We start from the raw sequence: 19,494 nt of genomic DNA on the forward strand, positions 1-19,494 counted from the left end.
TGATGCAATCGCCGGGTCTTGTTGTTAGGTTGCCGTCACGCAGCGCAGGATCGTACCCGTCGGGTGCACTGTGCAGCGACCGAACAAACGACTTGTATTCAAGGAGAACGAGGATGAGCCTCAAGAAGGCCCTTCTGGCCGCGACCGTTCTGTCGCTGCCCGTGGCTGCCCAGGCGCAGCCGATCACCGGCCTCTACATCGGCGGCGGCGTCGGCGCGAACTATCGCGAGCCCGGCAGCGAGACCCTCAGCCTGCGCGGCCCCGGTGGCGCCACCAGCGGCGGCTTCGACGTCAAGACCAACTGGGGCTGGACGGCTCTCGGCAGCATCGGCTGGGGCTTCGGCAACGGCCTGCGCGTTGAGATCGAAGGCAACTACCGCAACAACGCCGTTCGCCGCGTTTCCGGTGCGGTCACCAGCGGCGGCACCGTCCACCAGTACGGTGTGATGGCGAATGCCCTGTACGACTTCAACTTCCTCAACCTGAACGTCGGCGGCGTGGGCATTGTCCCCTATGTCGGCGCCGGTGTGGGTTATGGTTGGAACGACTGGCGCAACGTGAACGGCCGCAACGGCGGCGCGCAGGTCCGCGTTGACGACCGTGACGGCCAGTTCGCCTATCAGGGCATCGCCGGTCTGGCCTTCGGCCTCGACTCGGTTGTCCCCGGCCTGGCGCTGACCACCGAATACCGCTTCTACGGCACCCTCGAGCCCGAGCTGGGCGCGACGGCGAACCTGAACGGTCGTGCGGTTGCGGCCGGCACCTACAAGCCGACCAACTACAACCACTCGATCCTGGCTGGTCTGCGCTATGCGTTTAACGCGCCGCGCCCGGCTCCGGTTGTGGCCGCGCCCGTCGCCGCCGCCCCGGCTCCGGCCCGCACCTACCTGGTCTTCTTCGACTGGGATCGCGCTGACCTGACCGAGCGCGCTCGCCAGATCATCGGCGAGGCGGCTCAGAACGCCCGCGCCGTGTCGGCGACCCGCATCGAGGTGTCCGGCCACGCCGACCGCACCGGTACGGCTCAGTACAACCAGCGCCTGTCGGTGCGTCGCGCCGAGGCGGTTGCCGCCGAGCTCGTCCGCCGTGGTATCGCCCGCAACGAGATCACGATCCAGGGCTTCGGCTTCGATCGTCCGCTCGTTCCGACGGCGCAGGGCGTCCGCGAGCCGCAGAACCGCCGCGTCGAGATCGTCCTGCGCTAAGCAGGACTTTCCTTCGCAGGAATTGGGAGGGGGCGCCGAAAGGCGCCCCTTTCTTTTTGTGGGCTAACCCGTCGAGATCTGGGCAGGCGAGAGGCGCAGGGCGTGTCACCTCCAAGACGGCAGCTACAGGCTGGCCCCACTGAAGACTTCTCGCCCCGACTCGATCGGTTAAGGCCCGCACCAGCTTCAGTGAACGGTAGTCGACACCCCCGGCAAGCATCTTGCCCACGCGGCCCTGGTTCATCGATAGGGATACCCATCGGAATGGGCCGTCCTCCCCACCATCTTCGAGCTCGTGACAGGAAAACCTGACCGACTCCATTTGCTGGAAGCGCGCGCTTCGGCCGATAGGAGCAGAAAGCCGCCTCGCCCCTTCTTCCGTGCACGAGGAACGCAGAGAAGCATCGGGCGGAATCAAGGCATCACAACCCCTGACGGGCCTCCGCATGCTTGCCTAAAAGCGGCCGGCAGCACGGCCAGTCCGGTACAGCGCCCGGAACGGTCGGCCTCTCATGCGCGCACGAAAAAGGGCGCCTCGCGGCGCCCTCTCATCGGATCGACAAAGAAGCGAAGCTTCAGCGCGTCGCGGAGGCCGGCGTGCTGGAAGCCGTGCGGCGCGGCTGGGCGGCCGGCGTGTGCTCGCGGCGGTTGTTGGTGCGCGCCTGGGTCGTCGCCGGGCGCTCCGGGCAGGCCGGGGTGGTGATGGCCTGCGGGATGGAGCGCGCCACGGAGATCTCGGCGAGCTGCGCGGGCGAGGACGCCGCGATGGCCTGCTGGAACAGCGGGGTCTGCTCGCGGCAGAAGAACGACCCGCGCGCGATGCCGACCTGCGACTGACCGTTCGCGAGGTTGGTGATGTACTGGTCGAGCTGGCGCTGGTGCTGCGCACCGGCCGTCCGGCGGAAGTGGCCCGCAACATTGCGGAACGCCGAGGCGAGGTCGCTCTGATGGCGCGTCACGAAAGCGTTGTAGTCGTCCTGCTGGCCGCAGGTCAGAGCCACCACCATGAGCTGGCTCTGGAGCGCGCGGATGTCGAACGCCGTCTTCTCGACGGGTTGGAGGCACGCAGCAGCCGGGGCCCGCTGCGCGAAGGCAACGCTGGGCGTCAGCATGACGGCGACCAAGCCGGCCATAACCTTACGTGAAGGCGTCATGCGCCCATACTCCCGATCTCGTTTGGCCCGACCTCCGCTTCCTGGCGCATCCAGGCGGGTGGCACGAATCGACCTATCAGCATCGCCGTTTACACGGATCGAAGCGAGGCGCGAAGCCCGATCATGCTACTTTTGGCGCGGGCTTAGGTAATTCTGATAAGCGCCTGTCAAGAAAAGACAAAGTTTCTTCCAGTGTGGGAGGGTTCGGGCGTAGCCAAAAAAGCGTCACGGCCGCGAGGATGCCCACGAGCGTCGCGCGGCGCGTGTACCAGGAGAAATCGGCCGATTCGTCGCCGGCCGCGTACCAGATCGCGGAGGCCGAGGCGGAGGTGCAGCGCAGCCCGGCCGCCATGTTCCAGGGCAGCGCCAGCACGGCCGCCGCCCGCCGCATCGCATCGCGGTCCGGCTCCATCGCTTGCAGGCGGAGCTCGATCAGCCGGCGGATGCGGGCCGGCGTCCGGAGCGCCGCCAGATCCTCCTCGGCGGCCGCCACGGCCATTTCCTGGTCCACCAGCCCCATCCAGGCCTCGATGGCGCCAAGGACGCCGCGGGGGAAATGGTTGGACAGCAGCTCCGGCGCCTCCCCGCGATCCTCCAGGGCCTGGCGCAGCACGGCGGGCGTCCATCCGTCATGTCCGGCGCGGGCGACGACTGCCCGGATCAGTTCGGCCTCGCTCATGCGCGGTCCTCCGCGAGGCGGGCCAGTTCCTCGTTGAAGCCCAGCTGGGTGAGGTCCTTCATGCGCGATAGATACAGCACGCCGTCCAGATGGTCATTCTCATGCTGCAGCACGCGCGCCGAAAGGCCCTCCGCCTCGCCGGAGACGGGTGCGCCGGTTTCGTCGAGGCCGCTCCAGGCCACACGCGCAGGGCGATCCACGCGGCCGCGCAGGCCGGGAATGGAAAGGCACCCCTCCCAGGCCGCCTCGGTGCCGCCCTCGAGCGGGGTGATGACCGGGTTGAAGAGCACCCGCAGCGACGGCCCGTCCCGCCAGAGGAAAAGGCGCAGCGGGACATGCACCTGCGGCGCGGCCAGACCGATGCCGCCGGCATCGACGAGAGTCTCGGCCATGTCGGACACGAGTCGCTGAATCTCCGGCGCGGTCGGATCAGGCACTTCCTCGGCGTGCGCGAGAAGAACGGGGTGTCCAAGACGGGCAATCTTCAGGATGGCCATGCTGCGCTATTTCCTCATTACCTGAGTGGTGAACCAGATCTGACACTTTCCGCATTTGAGGGCTTCCCGCCCCGGCGGAGGTTGTGTTATGTCGCTGTCTCGGCCTCGGTGCGTCCACGCATCGGGGTCCTTCAGCATTTTCAGGGCCTGACCAGGCCAGCAGGAGATACGCCCGCGTGCAAGTCGTCGTTCGGGACAACAATGTCGATCAGGCGCTGAAGGCGCTCAAGAAGAAGCTGCAGCGTGAAGGCGTGTTCCGCGAGATGAAGCTGCGTCGGCACTATGAGAAGCCCTCCGAGCGCCGTGCGCGCGAGGCGGCCGAGGCGGTGCGTCGCGCCCGCAAGGTCGAGCGCAAGCGCATCGAGCGCGAAGGCTTCTGAGGCGCAGGGCCGGTTCGCCGGCCCTCTTCCCAGATGGACGACACCAAAGCGCCGCCGGGCTCGCCCGGCGGCGCTTTTGGCGTTGTGCCCGGGAACGAATGGCCTGATGTGAGCTGTCCGGGACTCGGAGCCGTGCGGCCGCCGCGATCGACGCCGTCCCGCGAGTCGCAGGCACAAAAAAGCCAGGGCGTTCTCCGCGGGATAACCGCGAAAACCGCCCTGGCTTCCTGGTTCGCCGGGCCCGGGGCCCGGCGTCAGCCTCAGCGCTGCAGCGCCTGCACGATCTCCTGCGTGACCTTCTTCGCATCGCCGAAGAGCATCATCGTGTTCGGCCGGAAGAACAGCTCGTTGTCCACGCCGGCATAGCCGCTGGCCATGCCGCGCTTCACGAAGAACACCGTCTTCGCCCGCTCCACGTCCAGGATGGGCATGCCGTAGATGGCGCTGGACTTGTCGGTCTTCGCGGCGGGATTGGTCACGTCGTTCGCCCCGATCACATAGGCCACGTCGGCATCGGCGAATTCGGGGTTGATCTCCTCCAGCTCGTGCACGTCCTCGTAGGGAACGTTCGCCTCGGCCAGCAGGACGTTCATGTGGCCGGGCATACGGCCCGCCACGGGGTGGATGGCGTAGGAGACGTCCACACCCTCCTTCTTCAGCAGATCCGCCATCTCGCGCACCACCTGCTGCGCCTGGGCGACCGCCATGCCGTAGCCCGGCACCACGATGATCTTCTGCGCGTTCTTCATGATGAAGGCGGCGTCCTCCGGGGAACCGGCCTTCACCGGCGCGCGATCCGTGGCGGCACCCGCCGCGGCCGCGCCGCCCGCCTCGGAGCCGAAGCCGCCGAGCAGCACGTTGATGATCGAGCGGTTCATCCCCTTGCACATGATGTAGCTCAGGATGGCGCCCGAGGCGCCGACCAGCGCGCCCGTCACGATCAGCAGCGTGTTGCCGATGGTGAAGCCGATGCCCGCCGCCGCCCAGCCCGAGTAGCTGTTCAGCATGGAGACCACGACCGGCATGTCCGCGCCGCCGATCGGGATGATCAGCAGGAAGCCGAGGCCGAAGGCCAGGATCGCGATGGTCCAGAACAGGAAGGACGAGCCCGTCACGACGAAGGCGATCACCAGCACCAGCAGCAGCGCACCGAGCGCCGCGTTGAGCATGTGCTGGCCCTTGAAGATGATCGGCGCGCCCGACATCCGCCCGTCCAGCTTCGCGAAGGCGATGACCGAGCCCGAGAAGGTGATGGCGCCGATGGCGAGGCCGAGCGACATCTCGATCAGCGACTGCGCGTGGATATGCCCGCGCGTGCCGATGCCGAAGCTCTCGGGGCTGTAGAAGGCCGAGGCCGCCACGAAGACGGCCGCCATGCCCACCAAGCTGTGGAAGGCCGCGACCAGCTGTGGCAGCGAAGTCATCTGGATCTTGCTGGCCAGATAGGCGCCGACGGTGCCGCCGATCGCCAGGCCCGCGATGATCAGCGCGAAGCCGCCGACATCCATATGCGAGCTCAACATGGTCGCGACGATCGCGATCCCCATGCCGATCATGCCAAACATATTGCCCTGGCGGGACGTCGTCGGGTGCGAGAGGCCGCGCAGCGCCAGGATGAAGAGGACCGACGCCACCAGGTAGGCGAGGCTCGAGATCGTCGCCATGGGATCAGGCCTTCTTCTTGTTCTGGAACATCGCGAGCATGCGTCGCGTGACCAGGAAGCCGCCGAAGATGTTCACGGCGGCCAGCATCACGGCAAGGAAGCCGAAGAAGCGCGCCGCGCCGCTCTCGGCCGAGGCGGCGGCATGGATGGCGCCCACCACGATCACCGAGGAGATGGCGTTGGTCACGCCCATCAGCGGCGAGTGCAGCGCCGGCGTGACGTTCCAGACCACGTAGTAGCCCACGAAGCAGGCCATCAGGAACACGGTCAGGAGGAGGAGGAAGGGCTCGGCATGCTCGGCCACGGGCTGCACGGCCACGGCGGCGTTGCGGGCCATCTCGGCCAGCTCGCTGGCGCGAACGGCCAGGGCCGAGGCGGCGTTGGCGATATCCGTCTGGGTGGTCATCTCTGTCTCCTCAGGCCGCGGTCGCGGGGAGAAAATTCTTGTGGACCACGGCGCCGCCGCGGGTGAGCGTCACGCCGACGACGATGTCGTCCTCGGGCGGCAGCTTCGGCGCCTTCGCTTCCTTGTCCCAGAAGGTGGTCAGGAAGGTCAGCAGGTTGCGCGCGTAGAGGGCGCTGGCGGCGGCGGGGATACGGCCGGGCCAGTTGGTGAAGCCCAGGACCTTCACGCCGTTCGGCGTCGTGATCATCTGGCCCGGCACCGTCGCGGCGCAGTTGCCGCCCGCATCGGAGGCGATGTCCACGATCACGGAGCCCGGCTTCATGCTGGCCACCATCGCCTCGGTGACGAGGATGGGCGCCCGGCGCCCCTGCACCAGCGCCGTGCAGACCACCACGTCCTGCTTGGCGATATGCGCGGCCACCACCTCGGCCTGCCTGGCGTAGAAGTCGGCGGAGAGCTGCTTCGCGTAGCCGCCCGCGGTCTGGGCCGACTTGCTCTCCTCGTCCTCATAGCCGACGAAGCTGGCGCCAAGGGACTTGATCTCCTCCTTGGCGGCCGGGCGCACGTCGGTCGCCGAGACGCGGCCGCCCAGGCGGCGCGCGGTGGCGATGGCCTGCAGGCCGGCCACGCCCGCGCCCATGATGAAGGCATTGGCGGCCGGGATGGTGCCCGCGGCGGTCATGAGCATGGGGAAGCCGCGGTCGAAGACGCCGGCGGCCTCGATGACGGCGCGGTAACCGGCGAGGTTCGCCTGGCTGCTCAGCACGTCCATGCTCTGGGCGCGGGTGATGCGCGGGGCGAGCTCCATGGAGCAGGCTTCGATGCCACCCTGGGCATAGCCGGCCACGGCGTCGGCATCAGCGGCCAGCGTGCCGATGAGCAGCGTGCCCGAGGGCAGCGGCGCATCGGGCGCGCGCACGCAGAAGACGATCTTGGCGCCGGCCAGCGCGGCGGCGGCATCGGGCGCAACCTCGGCGCCCGCGGCGGCGTATTCGGCATCGGGGAAGCCCGAAGCCAGGCCGGCTCCGGCTTCCACGGCCACGGTGAGACCGAGGGCAATGAGTTTTTTGGCGGTCTCGGGCGTGGCGGCGACGCGGGACTCACCCGCTTTCGTTTCTTTCAGAACAGCCAGACGCATGTCGGCATTACCCCCCAAGACTTAGAACTTCGATTCTGCATAGGCATGCCGCATCGCAGTACGCAAGTCACCCGCGCGTGACACAATCCAGCTTCGAAGGTCCAGGGAAGTTAAGTCATGGGGTGGGCAGGAGGGGCCGCCGGGCCCCTCCCCGCCTCACACGGTCGCGGGGACCCGGGCCTCGGCCAGCGCCGCCGCCTGCCGTTCCGCCAGCTTCTGCTCGTTGAAGTCGTCGACCAGCTCGTGGAACAGCCGGTGCCAGTTGAGGCGCGCATCCAGCCGCAGGAAGACGCTGCCGAGTCCGATCGCCGAGCGGTCCATCAGCGGGAACTCGCGCGGGACGCGCACGCCGCCGGTCTTCTTCAGGCCCTGATGCACCTCCTCGGCGACCTTGCGGCCGAACATGGGGTCGTCGGTCTCCTGGATCGGGCGCACGCGGTCCTGCATGAGGGGTTCGTAGAGGAAGGAGGCCCACTTCTTCAGGATCAGCATCGTTTCGCGCGAGAGGTCGCGGAAGCCCCAGATGCGGAAGCCCTCGGCCGCCTTCTCGTCGTCGCCGTCGCGCACCGCCTCGTAGAGCGTCAGCACGCCCGTGATGAAACTGGGCGGGAAGACACGGATGGTGCCGAAGTCCAGCAGGTTGATGCCGAGGTCCCAGGGGCGGACCTGGTAGTTGCCCAGATGCGGGTCGCCATGGATGACGCCGTAGCGGTAGAGCGGCACGTACCAGGCAGCGAAGAGCGCGCGCGCATAGGCGTTGCGCTCCTCCTGGTCGGCACCTTCCTCGATGCGCTTGAGAATGGATTCGCCCGGCAGCCAAGTCATGGTCAGCAGCCGCCGCGTGGTCAGCTCCTCGACCGGCGTGGGCACGTGCACGTTCGGCTGATCGGCCAGCATGAGGCCGTAGAGGCGCTGCTGGGAGGCCTCGCGCTCATAGTCCAGCTCCTCGCGCAGGCGGTCCTTCAGCTCGGCGAAGGCTTCCTCGTTGTCCAGCGCATTGTCCATGCGCCGGTAGAGGCTGAGCGCAATCTTGAGCTGGCGGAGATCCGCCTCCACGACCGAGGGCATGTCCGGATACTGCAGCTTGCAGGCGACCTCGCGGCCGTCATGCAGCGTCCCGCGATGTACCTGGCCGAGGCTGGCCGCCGCGGCCGCCTCCAGCCCGAAGCTGGCGAAGCGCGACTGCCATTGCGGGCCCAACTCGGTCTGCATGCGGCGCCGCACGAAGGCCGCGCCCATGGGCGGCGCGTTGGACTGGAGCGTGGCGAGCTCGCGCGCATATTCCTCGGGCAGCGCGTCGGGCACGGTGGCGAGGAACTGCGCCACCTTCATCATCGGCCCCTTGAGGCCGCCGAGGATGGCCTTCAGGTCCTCCGCATGCGCGCCCTTGTCGGTCTTGAGGCCGAGGAAGCGCTGGCCGGCCACGCGGGCCGCGATGCCCGTGACGGCGCCGGAGGTGCGCACCATGCGGCGCACCTCGCCGAACAGGCTGGTCTCCCGCTCATCGGTCAAGAAGAAGCCTCCAATTCGTCGTCGCGCGTTTCGCGCGCCAATTCGTCAATGAAGCCCGAGATCACGTCGAGGCCCTTCTTCCAGAAGTCGGGGTCCGAGGCATCCAGGCCGAAGGGCGCCAGCAGCTCCTGATGGCGGAGCGTGCCGCCGGCCTTGAGCATGTCGAGGTACTTCCCTTCGAAGCCCGGCACCGAGCCGTCACGGAAGACGCCGTAGAGCGCGTTCACCAAGCAATCCCCGAAGGCATAGGCATAGACGTAGAAGGGCGAGTGCACGAAGTGCGGGATATAGGCCCAGTAGGACGAGTAATCCGGCGTGAACTCGAAGATCGGCCCCAGGCTCTCGGTCTGAATGGACATCCAGATCTCGCCGATCCGCTCGGGCGAGAGCTCGCCGTTGCGACGCTCGTCATGCACCTGGGTCTCGAACTTGTAGAAGGCGATCTGGCGGACGACCGTGTTCAGCATGTCCTCCACCTTGCCGGCCAGCAGCAGCCGGCGCTTGGCGGGATCCTTCTCCGCGTCCAGCAGGGCGCGGAAGGTCAGCATCTCGCCGAAGACGCTGGCAGTCTCGGCCAGGGTCAGCGGCGTCGAGGAGCGGAAATAGCCCTGCGCGGCGGCGAGACGCTGGTGCACGCCATGGCCGAGCTCATGGGCCAGCGTCATCACGTCCCGCGCCTTGCCGTGGTAGTTCAGCAGCAGATAGGGATGCGCCGAGGGCACCGTCGGGTGCGCAAAGGCGCCGCTGGCCTTGCCCGGGCGCAGCGCGGCGTCGATCCAGTCCTGCTCGAAGAAGGGCGCGGCCAGCTTCTCCATCTCGGGGCTGAAGCCGGCATAGGCGCGGCGCACGCGGCTGACCGCATCCGGCCAGGCGATCTGGCTGTCGTCGTCGCGCGGCAGCGGCGCGTTGCGGTCCCAATGCTGCAGCTTCTCCAGCCCGAGCCACTTGGCCTTCAGCGTGTAGTAGCGGTGCGAAAGACGGGGAAAGCTGTCGGTGACGGCCTTCACCAGCGCGTCCACCACCTCGTCCTCGACCATGTTGGCGAGGTTGCGGGAGGAGCCGGGACGGGCGTGCTGGCGCCACTTGTCCATCACCTCCTTGTCCTTCACCAGCGTATTGGTGATGAGGCTGAAGAGGCGGATGCGGCTGCCGAAAGCCTCGGAGACGCCCTTGGCCGCGGCCTGGCGCACCGCGCGATCGGTGTCAGAGAGCTTGTTCAGCGCGGCGGAGACGGAGAGCTCCTCCTCGCCGACCTTCACGGTCATGGTGGCCAGCGTCTCGTCGAAGAGGCGGTTCCAGGCGGCGCGGCCGGTGACCTCCTTCTCGTGCAGCAGGCGCTCCATCTCGTCGGAGAGCTGGTGCGGCAGCCAGACGCGCAGGTCGCGCAGCCAGGAGCGCCAGCCGGCGAGCCGGGGGCTGGAAGCGATCTTCTTCTCGAGATCCGCCTCCGCGATGTGGTTCAGCTCCAGCGAGAAGAAGACGAGGTGCGAGGAGACCGTCGTCACGCGCTCCTGCATCGTCTGGTAGAAGCGCCCGTTCCCGCCGCTCAGCGAATCCCCGGCGAAGATGAGCGAGGCGAAGCTCATCGCCCGACCCAGCACCTCCTCGATCCGCTCGCAGGCCTCGATGGCCCCGACCAGCTCGTCGCCGGAGAGGCCGGCCAGCTTGCCCGCATATTTCTCCTGGAAGGCGCGCGCCTCGGCCTCCACGCGGGCCAGGTCCGACTCGAGCGCCGGATCGTCCTGCCCCTTGTAGAGATCGGAGAGGTCCCAGGACGGCAGGGCGGCCTCGCCCGAGGAGGCATCGAGGGGGGAGCGCAGCATTTCGGGCACGCGGCCTGGGATCATTCGCATTTCTCCCATATATGCGCCCTGACGGAACGGCCAAGCGGGAAGCGGGAATGACAACAGGAATCGAGGGGGCGAAGAGCCTCCCCGCCTTGCTCTTCACTCTGGCCGCCGAGGCGCCCGACCTGCCATTGATCGGTTATTGGCGGGACGCCGGGTGGCGGAAGATGAGCCGGGGCGCCTTCGCGCAGAAGGTGGCGGATGCGGCGGCGGGCCTCAGGCAACTCGGCGTCATGCCGGGCGACCGCGTGCTGCTGGTCAGCGAGAATCGCCCGGAATTCCTGGTGGCCGACACGGCCATCATGTCCATCGGCGCCGTCTCTGTGCCCACCTACACGACCAATACGGTCGCGGACCACGCGCATATCCTGCGGGATTCGGGCGCCCGGGCCGTCATCGCCTCCACCGCCGCGCTGGTCGGCCGGCTCCGCTCGGCCGCGGCGCAGGTGGAAGGCCTCGATATCCTGATCTGCATGGAGGAGGCCGAGGCCGCGACGCCCTGGGCCGCGCTGGAGACGCCCGCCGACCTCGCCGCCCTCATGGCCGAGGTGGAGCACATCCCCGAGGGCCGGCTGGCCTGCCTGATCTACACCTCAGGCACCGGCGGCCCGCCCAAGGGGGTGATGCTGCCCCACCGTTCCATGCTCGCCAATTGCGCGGCGGTGCGGCGGATCATCGGCAAGATCGGGATCGAGGGTCAGGGCCGCTACCTCTCCTTCCTGCCGCTGTCCCATGCCTATGAACACACGGTGGGCGGCTACCTCATGCCCTCCGCCGGCGTGGAGCTCGTCTTCTCGCGCGGGGCGGACAAGCTACTGGCCGATTTCGCCGAGCATCGGCCCCACCTCATCACCACCGTGCCCCGCCTATTCGAGGTGATCCGCGAACGCGTCTCCGCCCAGGTCGCCAAGGAAGGCGGCGCGAAGCAGCGCCTCTTCGACAAGGCGCTGGAGCTGGGGCTGCGCCGCCTGGATGGCGGGCGCCTCGGCCCCATCGACTGGGTGATGGACAAGGTGCTGGACCGGCTGGTGCGCGAGAAGGTCCGCGCGCGCTTCGGCGGGCGGATCAAGGCGCTGGTCTCCGGCGGCGCGCGGCTCGACCCCGATCTCTCGGGCTTCTTCCTCGCCCTGGGCGTCACGGTGCTGCAGGGCTACGGCCAGACCGAGGCCGGCCCCGTCGTCAGCGTGAACCTGCCCTGGAACAACGACCGCCGCAGCGTGGGCAAGCCACTGCACGGGGTGGACGTGAAGATCGCGGCCGATGGCGAGCTGCTGGTGCGCGGCGACCTCGTGATGGACGGCTACTGGAACAACCCCGAGGCCACTGCGCGCTCCATCACCGTCACGCCCGATGACGGCCTGGCCTGGCTCCATACCGGCGACGTGGCGGAGCTGCGCGAGGGCCGCATCCACATCACCGACCGCAAGCGCGACTTCATCAAGCTGAAGGGCGGCGACATGGTCGCGCCCTCGAAGATCGAGAGCCTGCTCGCGGCCGAACCCGAGGTCGCGCAGGTCGTCGCCGCCGGCGAGGGGCTGACGGGCGTGGTGGCGCTGATCGTGCCCGCCGAGGGGCGCGAGGGGCAGGTCGGCGACGCGGTGAAGCGTGTGAATGCCCGGCTCTCGACCATCGAGCGCGTCCGGCGCTTCACGCCGGTCACCGAGCCCTTCACGGTCGAGAACGGGCTGATGACGCCGACGATGAAGGTGAAGCGGCGCCAGGTGATCGAGCGCTACGCCAGCGAGATCGAAGCCCTCGCCTGAGCGGCGGGCGCCCGCGGCAACCCGCGGGCCGCCCATCCGTTCCTCTCCCATAACGTATCGAGAGGAACGCGCGGATGACACGCGGAAGCGGATGCAAGCCGCTGCTGGCGGTGGGCCTGGCTGCCGTCATGGCGCTGTCGGCGGGACCTGCGATGGCGCAGCACCACCGGGACCATGGCCGACATGGCGGGCCGCCCCCCGGCCGGCATTACGACCGCGGCTATCACGGCGGCGGCGGGTATTACGGCGGCTACGGCCGGAGCGACAATACGGGGGCCATCATCGGCGGCGCGCTTCTGGGCCTCGGCCTGCTCGGCGGCGCCTATGCGCTGCAGCAGTCCCAGGTGGCGCCGCCCCCGGCCTATTACGAGCCGCCGCCCGGCTATGCGCCGCCGCCCTCCTATGCCCCGCCTCCCGGCTATTACGGCTACAAATGAGGGTCCGCACGATGATCATGACCAGGACCGGCCGCCTCGCGGCCCTCTGCCTTCCCGTGATGCTGGCCCTGCCGCTCGCCGGGCAGGCGCAGGAACCACGCCCCCCTGCGGCGGTCGCGCCAGTTTCCGCCGCGACCCAGCAGCGACGACCGCCTCATCTGACGCAGGAACAGATGATGCAGAATGTGGAGGCGCATCTCGCCCGGCTGCGCACCCTGCTCGGCATCACGCCCGCGCAGGAGCCGCAATGGCAGGAATTCACGAAGGTGACCCGCGACAACGCCATCGCCATGCGCCAGCGCTTCTCGCAGCGCGGGACGCGGCTGGCGCAGATGAACGCCGCGGAGAACATGCTGGATTACGCGCAGATCTCGGAGCAGCTCGCACAGGAGCGGATGCGCCTCGCGACGACCTTCCGGGCCCTCTACGACACGATGTCGGCCGACCAGAAGGAAAGGGCCGACGTCATCTTCCGCGACCAGCACCGGCCGCGGCAGAACCGGCCGCAACACCGCTGACCGGAAAGGCAGGGCCGGCGAGGCCCTGCCACCACCTCGGACCGCGCCGCGTCAGGCCGGCTGGGGCACCCGCGTCCAGTTCGGGTTGAGCAGCGGCGACGGCGCCCCCATCTTCCGGCGCGCCTCGGTGTATTCGGCATGCAGCCGGTCGATAAGCTCGGCCGCCGGCACCACCTCGTTGATGCCGGAGACGCTCTGCCCCGCGCCCCAGATGTCCTTCCACTTCTTCTTCCGGTCGGAGCCGAAGGACATGGCGGACTTGTCCGAGGTCTCGAGATTGTCGGGATCGAGGCCGGCATTGCGGACCGACGGCTTGAGGTAGTTGCCGTGCACGCCCGTGATCAGGTTCGTGTAGACGATGTCCGACGCGCCCGATTCCGTGATCATGCGCTTGTAGTCGTCCATCGCGCGGGCTTCCTCGGTCGCGATGAAGGCGGTGCCCATATAGGCGAAGTCCGCGCCCATGGCCTCGGCGGCCAGGATGCTGCGGCCATGCGCGATGGAGCCCGACAGCGCGATCGGGCCATCGAACCAGCTGCGCGTCTCCTGCAGCAGGGCGAAGGGGCTCTGCGCGCCGGCATGGCCGCCCGCGCCGGCGGCGACCAGCACCAGCCCGTCCGCGCCCTTCTCGATCGCCTTGTGCGCGAAGACCTGGTTGATGACGTCGTGCATTACATGGCCGCCATAGGCATGGACGGCGTGATTCACCTCCTCGCGCGCACCCAGCGAGCTGATGATCAGCGGTACCTTGTGCTTCTCGCAAAGGGCGAGATCCTGCTCCAGCCGGTCGTTCGAGCGGTGGACGATCAGGTTCATGGCGAAGGGGGCGGAAGGCCGGTCCGGGTGGGCGGCGTCATGCGCGGCCAGCGTCTCGGTGATCTCGGCCAGCCAGTCGTCCAGCTGCTCCACGGGGCGCGCATTGAGCGTCGGCATGGCGCCGATGACGCCGGCCTTGCACTGCGCGATGACAAGCGCCGGCACCGAGATGATGAACAGCGGCGAGCCAATCAACGGCAGCCGCAGGCGCCCCCTCACCTTGTCGCGCAGATCCATGCTTCGTTCCTCACCTTTCGATACCGCGCAGTTTAGTCCCAGCCGGGTGGTCCCGAACAGGCTCCGGCGGAGGCCGGTTCTATCCGGCCCTGAAGCGGGCCAGGGCGTCGCGGTCGATCTCGATGCCGAGGCCCGGCCCCGTGGGGATGCGCATCATGCCCCCGACCGGCTCCAGCGGCTGCTTCAGGATGGCCTGGCGGATTGGATGCTCGGTGCGGTCGAACTCGAAGAGGGGCTGGGCGGGCGCCAGGGAGGTGGGCGTGTGCGTCGGCAGAACGGCTGAGAGCTGAAGGGCGGCGGCCAGGCCGATGCCGGTGCCCCAGCAATGCGGATTGTACCGGACGCCGAAGGCCGCCGCCATGTCGGCGATCTTCTTGCATTCCGACAGTCCTCCGGCCGAGCAGGTATCGGGCTGGATGATGTCCACCGCGCCCTGCACCAGCATCTCGCGAAAGCCGAAGCGCGTGAACTCGCACTCGCCGCTGGCGACCGGGATGCCGAGCGCCGCCTTCACCGCCCGGTGGCCCGCCAGGTCCTCGGGCGGCACCGGCTCCTCGAACCAGCCGATGTCCAGCGGTTCGATCAACCGCCCCAGCCGGATGGCTGCGACAGCGTCGTAGGCGTGGTTGGCATCGACCATGAGCCCGATATCGGGGCCGATCGCCTCGCGCACGGCGCGGGTGGCGGCGAGGTCCTCGGCGATTCCGAAGCCGACCTTCAGCTTCACGGCCCGGAAGCCCTCGGCCACGTAGCCGGCGGCCTCCTCGGGCAGGTAGCGCAGGGGATCGCCGCCCCGGCGACGGTAGAGGCCGGTGGCATAGGCCTGGACCTCCGTCCGCACCGGCCCGCCCATGAGCTGGTGCACCGGCGCCGAAAAGTGCTTGCCCTTGATGTCCCAGAGCGCGATGTCGATGCCGCTGAGCCCCTGGATGACCAGGCCCTTCTGGCCGTGATCCCTGAGCCGGGCATAGATGTCCTGCCAGATGACCTCGGTCCGCAGCGGGTCCTCGCCGATCAGCCAGGGGGCGACGTTGCGCACCACGGCCGCCGTCATCCGGGCCGGGCCGTAGCATTCACCCCAGCCCACGAGGCCCGTATCGGTCTCGATCTCGACGATCATGGCCATGCGCGTGTCGTACCAGGCACGCGAATAGGCGAAGGGCTCCGCCAGCCGTGCCTCGAGCACATGCGTGCTCACCCGGGCGATCTTCATGCCGCTCCCTTCCCCCTGTCGCCGTGGGCCCTTCGGGCCTCAGCGGGCGACGGGCATCCTGGGCGCCGCCTTCCGCGCCTTCGCCCGCCGCGAGACCATGTTGAGCGTTTCCACCGCCGCCGAGAAGGCCATGGCTGCGTAGACGTAGCCCTTCGGCACCTTCACGCCGAAGCCCTCCGCGATGAGCGTCATGCCGATCATCAGGAGGAAGGAGAGCGCCAGCATCACCACGGAAGGATTGGCGTTGATGAAGTTGCCCAGCGGATTGGCGGCGACGAGCATGACCACGACGGTGACGACGACGGCGATCACCATGATCTCGATGTGATCGGTCATGCCGACGGCGGTGATGATGCTGTCGAGCGAGAAGACGAGGTCCAGCAGCAGGATCTGCCCGATCACGGCGGCATAGCCCACCTGTGCCAGGGCTGCGCCGCCGGCCGGGGTCGCCTCGGGCGCCGGCACCGGATCGACGTTGTGGTGGATTTCCTTGGTGGCCTTCCAGACCAGGAAGAGCCCGCCGCCGATCAGGATCAGGTCGCGCCAGGAGAAGGATTGGCCGAAGAGCGTCAGTACCGGCTCGGTGAGGCGGACGATGACGAAGACCAGGCTAAGCAGCGCCAGGCGCAGGACCAGCGCCGCGCCGATGCCGATGAAGCGCGCCCGGGCACGCTGATGCTCAGGGAGTTTGTTCGTCAGGATGGAGATGAACAATAGGTTGTCGATGCCGAGCACGACTTCCATGACGATGAGGGTCCCGAGGGCCACCCAAGCCGCCGGATCCCCGGCGAGCGCCAATATGTCGTCCATCTTCTCCTGATTTCCCGGGCAGGATCGCGCCATTGCGCCTGCTCGGTCGATCGAATGTCCGACATGGCCGGCCGGTTGCATCCGGCCAAGATCGCATTCATCGATTCGCTTCGGCATCCATCCGAAGCGGCAACGCCCGGGACCGCCTGAACGGTCCCGGGCGAAGGGCTCACATGCCCAGCGCGCGGCGGTAGAGGTCGAGCAGCGTCTCCTGCTCCTCCACCTCGGCGGGCTCCTGCTTGCGGATGCGGATGATCTGGCGGACCACCTTCACGTCGAAGCCCGCGGACTTGGCCTCGCTGAAGATGTCCTTGATGTCGTCGGCGAGGGCCTTGCGCTCCTCCTCCAGCCGCTCGATGCGCTCGATGATGGAGCGCAGCCGGTCGGCGGCGATGCCGCCCACGTCGGAATCGGGATCAGCGGCCTGCCGGGCGCGACTGGCCGCGGCGTCGTGGTCGGTGTCGGACATGGATATCTCTCGCAGATGCGTTACCGGCGGAGGGACGTAGCCCCTCTACCCGTGCTTGGCCATGGCTTGACCGAAGGCCGCCTTTTGCTCCGGCGTGGCTTCCTTCTGATTCGCGGCCTGCCAGGCCTTGTAGTCCATCCCGTAGACGATCTCCCGCGCGGCGGGCGTCTCCAGGGCGAGGCCGGCGTCGGCGGCGGCCTCCTGGTACCAGCGACTCATGCAGTTCCGGCAAAAGCCGGCGAGGTTCATGAGGTCGATGTTCTGGACGTCGCCGCGCTCGCGCAGATGAGCCACCAGCTTGCGGAAGGCCGCGGCCTCGATGCGGTCGCGGGCCGCCTGGTCGAGTCCGGCGGCGGCGCCGAGGGCGAGGTCGGCTTCGGGTTGCGGTGCGGGCATGGACGAACTCCTTTGCCTGCCAGAGATACGCAAAAGGCCCGGCGGTTCAACCCGCCGGGCCTTCGTTCCGCCTGCGTCCGGGCGCGCACAGGGCGCGCCCGTATCGCCCGCGTGTCAGACCTTCGCCGGCACCTTCACGACGCTCGTCCAGCCATGCGCGTCCGGCGCCGTGCCGTACTGGATGCCGATGATCGAGTCGTAGAGCTTCTGCGTCAGCAGGCCGGTCTGGCCATTGCCGATGCTGACCTTCTCGCCCTTGTAGCCGAGCTCGCCCACGGGCGAGACCACGGCCGCGGTGCCCGTGCCCCACATCTCGCGCAGCGAGCCGTCGCGGCCGGCGGCCATCACCTCGTCGATGGAGATCTTCCGCTCGGAGACCTTGAGGCCCCAGTCGCGCATGAGCTGCAGGCAGGAGTTGCGGGTCACGCCGTCCAGGATCGTGCCGGCCAGCGGCGGCGTGATCACCTCGTCGCCGATCTGCATCATGATGTTCATGGTGCCGACCTCGTCGATGTACTTGCGCTCCACGCCGTCGAGCCAGAGCACCTGGGTGTAGCCGGCCTCCTCCGCCTCGAGCTGGGCCGAGAGCGAGGCGGCGTAGTTGGCCGCCGTCTTGGCCTCGCCCAGGCCGCCCTGCACCGCGCGCACATGGTTGTCGCTCACCAGGATGCGGACGGGCTTCACGCCCTCCTTGTAGTAGGCGCCCACCGGCGAGCAGATCACGAAGTAGGTGTAGGTGGCCGAAGGATGCACGCCGAGCATCACGTCGGTCGCGATCACGGTCGGGCGGATGTAGAGCGAGGTGCCCATGGCGTGCGGCACCCATTCGTTGTCCACCGCCACGATCGCCTCGAAGGAGCGACGCACGAGGTCGGCGTCCAGCTCGGGGATGCAGAGGGCGCGGGCGGACTTGTTCAGGCGCTCGGCATGGCGCTGGGCGCGGAAGAGGCGGATCTGGCCGTCGGGGCCGCGGAAGGCCTTCAGCCCGTCGAAGATCGCCTGGCCGTAGTGCAGCACCTGCGTCGCCGGATCCAGCGACAGCGGCGCGTAGGGGACGACGCGCGGGTCGTGCCAGCCTTTGCCGGCCGTGTAGTTCATCATGAACATGTGGTCCGTCAGGACCTTGCCGAAGGACAGCGCGGCATCGGCGGGCCGGGCGGCCGGCGTGCGGGTCAGCGTGGTGGTGATCTCGGTCATGTCACTCGCTCTCGTCGGTTCTTTATCGTTCCGGCACGCAATGATCTTGCGCGTCACAGGAGATTATCGCAACAACCCGCGCCTCAAACCTGGGAACTCGGCAAGCCACCCATGCGCTGGACGCGGGATAGGTCAACCTTGCTGCCCTTGTTGCGGCGCGGCGCGGCCTCAATCCGCGAACTGCCCGGCGGCCAGGATGAGCGGCCGCAGCCGGTCGATCTCGCTGGCCAGGAAGGCCGTGTGATGGGCGGGATCGGCCTCTTCCTGGGTCGCGACGGTGGTGAAGGTATCCGCGAAGCGGGACTTGAGCCGGTCCTCGCGCAGCGCCAGGCGGATGGCCTGCGCCAGCCGCTGCTGCACCTCGGGCGGCGTGCCGCCGGCCGTGTAGAGCCCGTGCCAGGCGGACATGGCGAGCGGAACGCCGAGCTCGGCCGTGGTCGGCAGATCCAGGCCCGGGATGCGCTGCGGCAGGGTCACCGCATAGCCGCGGATGCGGTTGTCGCGCAGGAAGGGCGCGGTGACCGTCGCCTGGTCGCAGGTGATGTCCAGCCGGCCGGCCATCAGCTCCGTCATCGCGGGCGCGCTGCCGCGGAAGACGACGTTGGTGACGCTCTGCCCCGCCGCGTGCTGCAGCAGCATACCGCAGAGCTGGTTCGAGCCGCCGAGGCCGCTATGGCCGAGGTTGAGCGCATCGCCCCGCGCCCGGATGGCGGCGAGATAGGCGGCGAGGTCGGCCGCCTCGAAATCCGGCCGCGCCACCAGGGTCATGCCCGTATGCGAAACGACGCCGAGCGGCGCCAGCCCACGCTGGATGTCGAAGGGCAGGCGCCGGTAGAGCGTCGCCGCGCTGGCCAGGCCGATATGGTGCAGCAGCAGCGTGTAGCCGTCCGGCCGGCTCTGGGCGACGCGCGCCGCGGCGATGGTGCCGCCGGCGCCCGTCACATTCTCCACCGCCACCGGCTGGCCGAGGTCCTTGGACATGCCCTCCGCCACGAGGCGGCCGATCATGTCGGTCGGGCCGCCAGCCGCGAAGGGCACGAGCAGCGTCAGCGCGCGCTGCGGAAAGGCCCCCTGCGCCAGGGCGGGCGCAGCGAGCAGGCACGGCAGGGCCAAGGTGGCGCGGCGCGAGATCATGAACATTCCCCCGGTTTTTCTT

General features: G+C 68.6%; 20 protein-coding genes. 5 read left to right on the forward strand and 15 right to left on the reverse strand.

Annotation, left to right across the window (positions count from 1 at the left end; translation table 11 throughout):
• The first annotated feature begins 113 nt into the window (after positions 1–113).
• On the forward strand, positions 114–1,205 hold the full coding sequence (locus tag KHU32_RS01710; RefSeq protein ID WP_213668315.1) for an OmpA family protein: 1,092 nt from the start codon (positions 114–116) through the stop codon (positions 1,203–1,205).
• A gap of 575 nt (positions 1,206–1,780) precedes the next feature.
• On the opposite strand, the gene KHU32_RS01715 is transcribed toward KHU32_RS01710, so the two are convergent.
• From KHU32_RS01715 to def, 3 genes are all read right to left on the reverse strand, one after another.
• Positions 1,781–2,359 carry a hypothetical protein gene (locus KHU32_RS01715; protein WP_213668316.1) on the reverse strand — a complete coding sequence of 193 codons (579 nt, stop codon included), beginning with the start codon at positions 2,357–2,359 and terminating at the stop codon, positions 1,781–1,783.
• Between the two features lie 121 nt (positions 2,360–2,480).
• Positions 2,481–3,038, reverse strand: a complete 558-nt coding sequence (locus tag KHU32_RS01720) for a COQ9 family protein (protein WP_213668317.1) — start codon at positions 3,036–3,038, stop codon at positions 2,481–2,483.
• Complete coding sequence (gene def, locus KHU32_RS01725; protein WP_213668318.1) at positions 3,035–3,535, reverse strand: peptide deformylase; 501 nt, start codon at positions 3,533–3,535, stop codon at positions 3,035–3,037. Before def ends, KHU32_RS01720 begins: the two co-directional genes overlap by 4 nt.
• 176 nt (positions 3,536–3,711) lie before the next feature.
• Between def and rpsU the strand changes: the two genes are divergently transcribed.
• Positions 3,712–3,915, forward strand: coding sequence for a 30S ribosomal protein S21 (gene rpsU / locus KHU32_RS01730; RefSeq protein ID WP_027286066.1), 204 nt, complete (start codon positions 3,712–3,714; stop codon positions 3,913–3,915).
• A 260-nt stretch (positions 3,916–4,175) separates the two neighbouring features.
• Here rpsU and KHU32_RS01735 read toward each other — a convergent pair whose 3' ends face one another.
• From KHU32_RS01735 to KHU32_RS01755, 5 genes are all read right to left on the reverse strand, one after another.
• Positions 4,176–5,579, reverse strand: coding sequence for an NAD(P)(+) transhydrogenase (Re/Si-specific) subunit beta (locus KHU32_RS01735; RefSeq protein WP_213668319.1), 1,404 nt, complete (start codon positions 5,577–5,579; stop codon positions 4,176–4,178).
• 4 nt (positions 5,580–5,583) lie between these two features.
• Positions 5,584–5,985 carry an NAD(P) transhydrogenase subunit alpha gene (locus KHU32_RS01740; protein ID WP_213668320.1) on the reverse strand — a complete coding sequence of 134 codons (402 nt, stop codon included), beginning with the start codon at positions 5,983–5,985 and terminating at the stop codon, positions 5,584–5,586.
• A gap of 10 nt (positions 5,986–5,995) precedes the next feature.
• On the reverse strand, positions 5,996–7,123 hold the full coding sequence (locus KHU32_RS01745; protein WP_213668321.1) for an NAD(P) transhydrogenase subunit alpha: 1,128 nt from the start codon (positions 7,121–7,123) through the stop codon (positions 5,996–5,998).
• A gap of 156 nt (positions 7,124–7,279) precedes the next feature.
• Entirely contained in the window at positions 7,280–8,635 is a 1,356-nt protein-coding gene (locus tag KHU32_RS01750) for an ABC1 kinase family protein (protein ID WP_213668322.1), read from the reverse strand.
• A complete protein-coding gene (locus KHU32_RS01755; RefSeq protein ID WP_408887822.1) occupies positions 8,632–10,482 on the reverse strand; it encodes a M3 family oligoendopeptidase in 1,851 nt (616 codons plus the stop codon). Before KHU32_RS01755 ends, KHU32_RS01750 begins: the two co-directional genes overlap by 4 nt.
• Before the next feature lie 53 nt (positions 10,483–10,535).
• On the opposite strand from KHU32_RS01755, the gene KHU32_RS01760 reads away from it, so the two are divergent.
• The 3 genes from KHU32_RS01760 (at position 10,536) to KHU32_RS01770 (ending at position 13,200) form a co-directional block, all read left to right on the forward strand.
• Entirely contained in the window at positions 10,536–12,245 is a 1,710-nt protein-coding gene (locus KHU32_RS01760; protein WP_213668324.1) for an AMP-dependent synthetase/ligase, read from the forward strand.
• A gap of 74 nt (positions 12,246–12,319) precedes the next feature.
• Positions 12,320–12,682 (forward strand): hypothetical protein, encoded by a 363-nt coding sequence (locus KHU32_RS01765; RefSeq protein ID WP_213668325.1) that lies wholly within the window; start codon positions 12,320–12,322, stop codon positions 12,680–12,682.
• Positions 12,683–12,693: 11 nt separating this feature from the next.
• Positions 12,694–13,200, forward strand: coding sequence for a Spy/CpxP family protein refolding chaperone (locus tag KHU32_RS01770; RefSeq protein WP_213668326.1), 507 nt, complete (start codon positions 12,694–12,696; stop codon positions 13,198–13,200).
• Between the two features lie 51 nt (positions 13,201–13,251).
• Here the strand turns inward: KHU32_RS01770 and KHU32_RS01775 are convergent, their stop codons facing one another.
• From KHU32_RS01775 to KHU32_RS01805, 7 genes are all read right to left on the reverse strand, one after another.
• On the reverse strand, positions 13,252–14,253 hold the full coding sequence (locus KHU32_RS01775) for an NAD(P)H-dependent flavin oxidoreductase (protein WP_213668327.1): 1,002 nt from the start codon (positions 14,251–14,253) through the stop codon (positions 13,252–13,254).
• Between the two features lie 79 nt (positions 14,254–14,332).
• Complete coding sequence (locus tag KHU32_RS01780; RefSeq protein ID WP_213668328.1) at positions 14,333–15,466, reverse strand: mandelate racemase/muconate lactonizing enzyme family protein; 1,134 nt, start codon at positions 15,464–15,466, stop codon at positions 14,333–14,335.
• Positions 15,467–15,505: 39 nt separating this feature from the next.
• Entirely contained in the window at positions 15,506–16,276 is a 771-nt protein-coding gene (locus KHU32_RS01785; RefSeq protein WP_213668329.1) for a TerC family protein, read from the reverse strand.
• 169 nt (positions 16,277–16,445) lie between these two features.
• The gene (locus KHU32_RS01790) at positions 16,446–16,745 is read right to left on the reverse strand and encodes a DUF2312 domain-containing protein (RefSeq protein WP_213668330.1); all 300 of its coding nucleotides are present in this window, start codon (positions 16,743–16,745) and stop codon (positions 16,446–16,448) included.
• 45 nt (positions 16,746–16,790) lie between these two features.
• Positions 16,791–17,141, reverse strand: a complete 351-nt coding sequence (locus tag KHU32_RS01795) for a DUF1244 domain-containing protein (RefSeq protein ID WP_213668331.1) — start codon at positions 17,139–17,141, stop codon at positions 16,791–16,793.
• 114 nt (positions 17,142–17,255) lie between these two features.
• Complete coding sequence (locus tag KHU32_RS01800) at positions 17,256–18,338, reverse strand: branched-chain amino acid aminotransferase (RefSeq protein ID WP_213668332.1); 1,083 nt, start codon at positions 18,336–18,338, stop codon at positions 17,256–17,258.
• A 168-nt stretch (positions 18,339–18,506) separates the two neighbouring features.
• Positions 18,507–19,478, reverse strand: a complete 972-nt coding sequence (locus KHU32_RS01805; RefSeq protein ID WP_249680486.1) for a tripartite tricarboxylate transporter substrate-binding protein — start codon at positions 19,476–19,478, stop codon at positions 18,507–18,509.
• Between the last annotated feature and the right edge of the window lie 16 nt (positions 19,479–19,494).

Source organism: Roseococcus pinisoli (genome assembly GCF_018413645.1).
GTDB lineage: Bacteria > Pseudomonadota > Alphaproteobacteria > Acetobacterales > Acetobacteraceae > Roseococcus > Roseococcus pinisoli.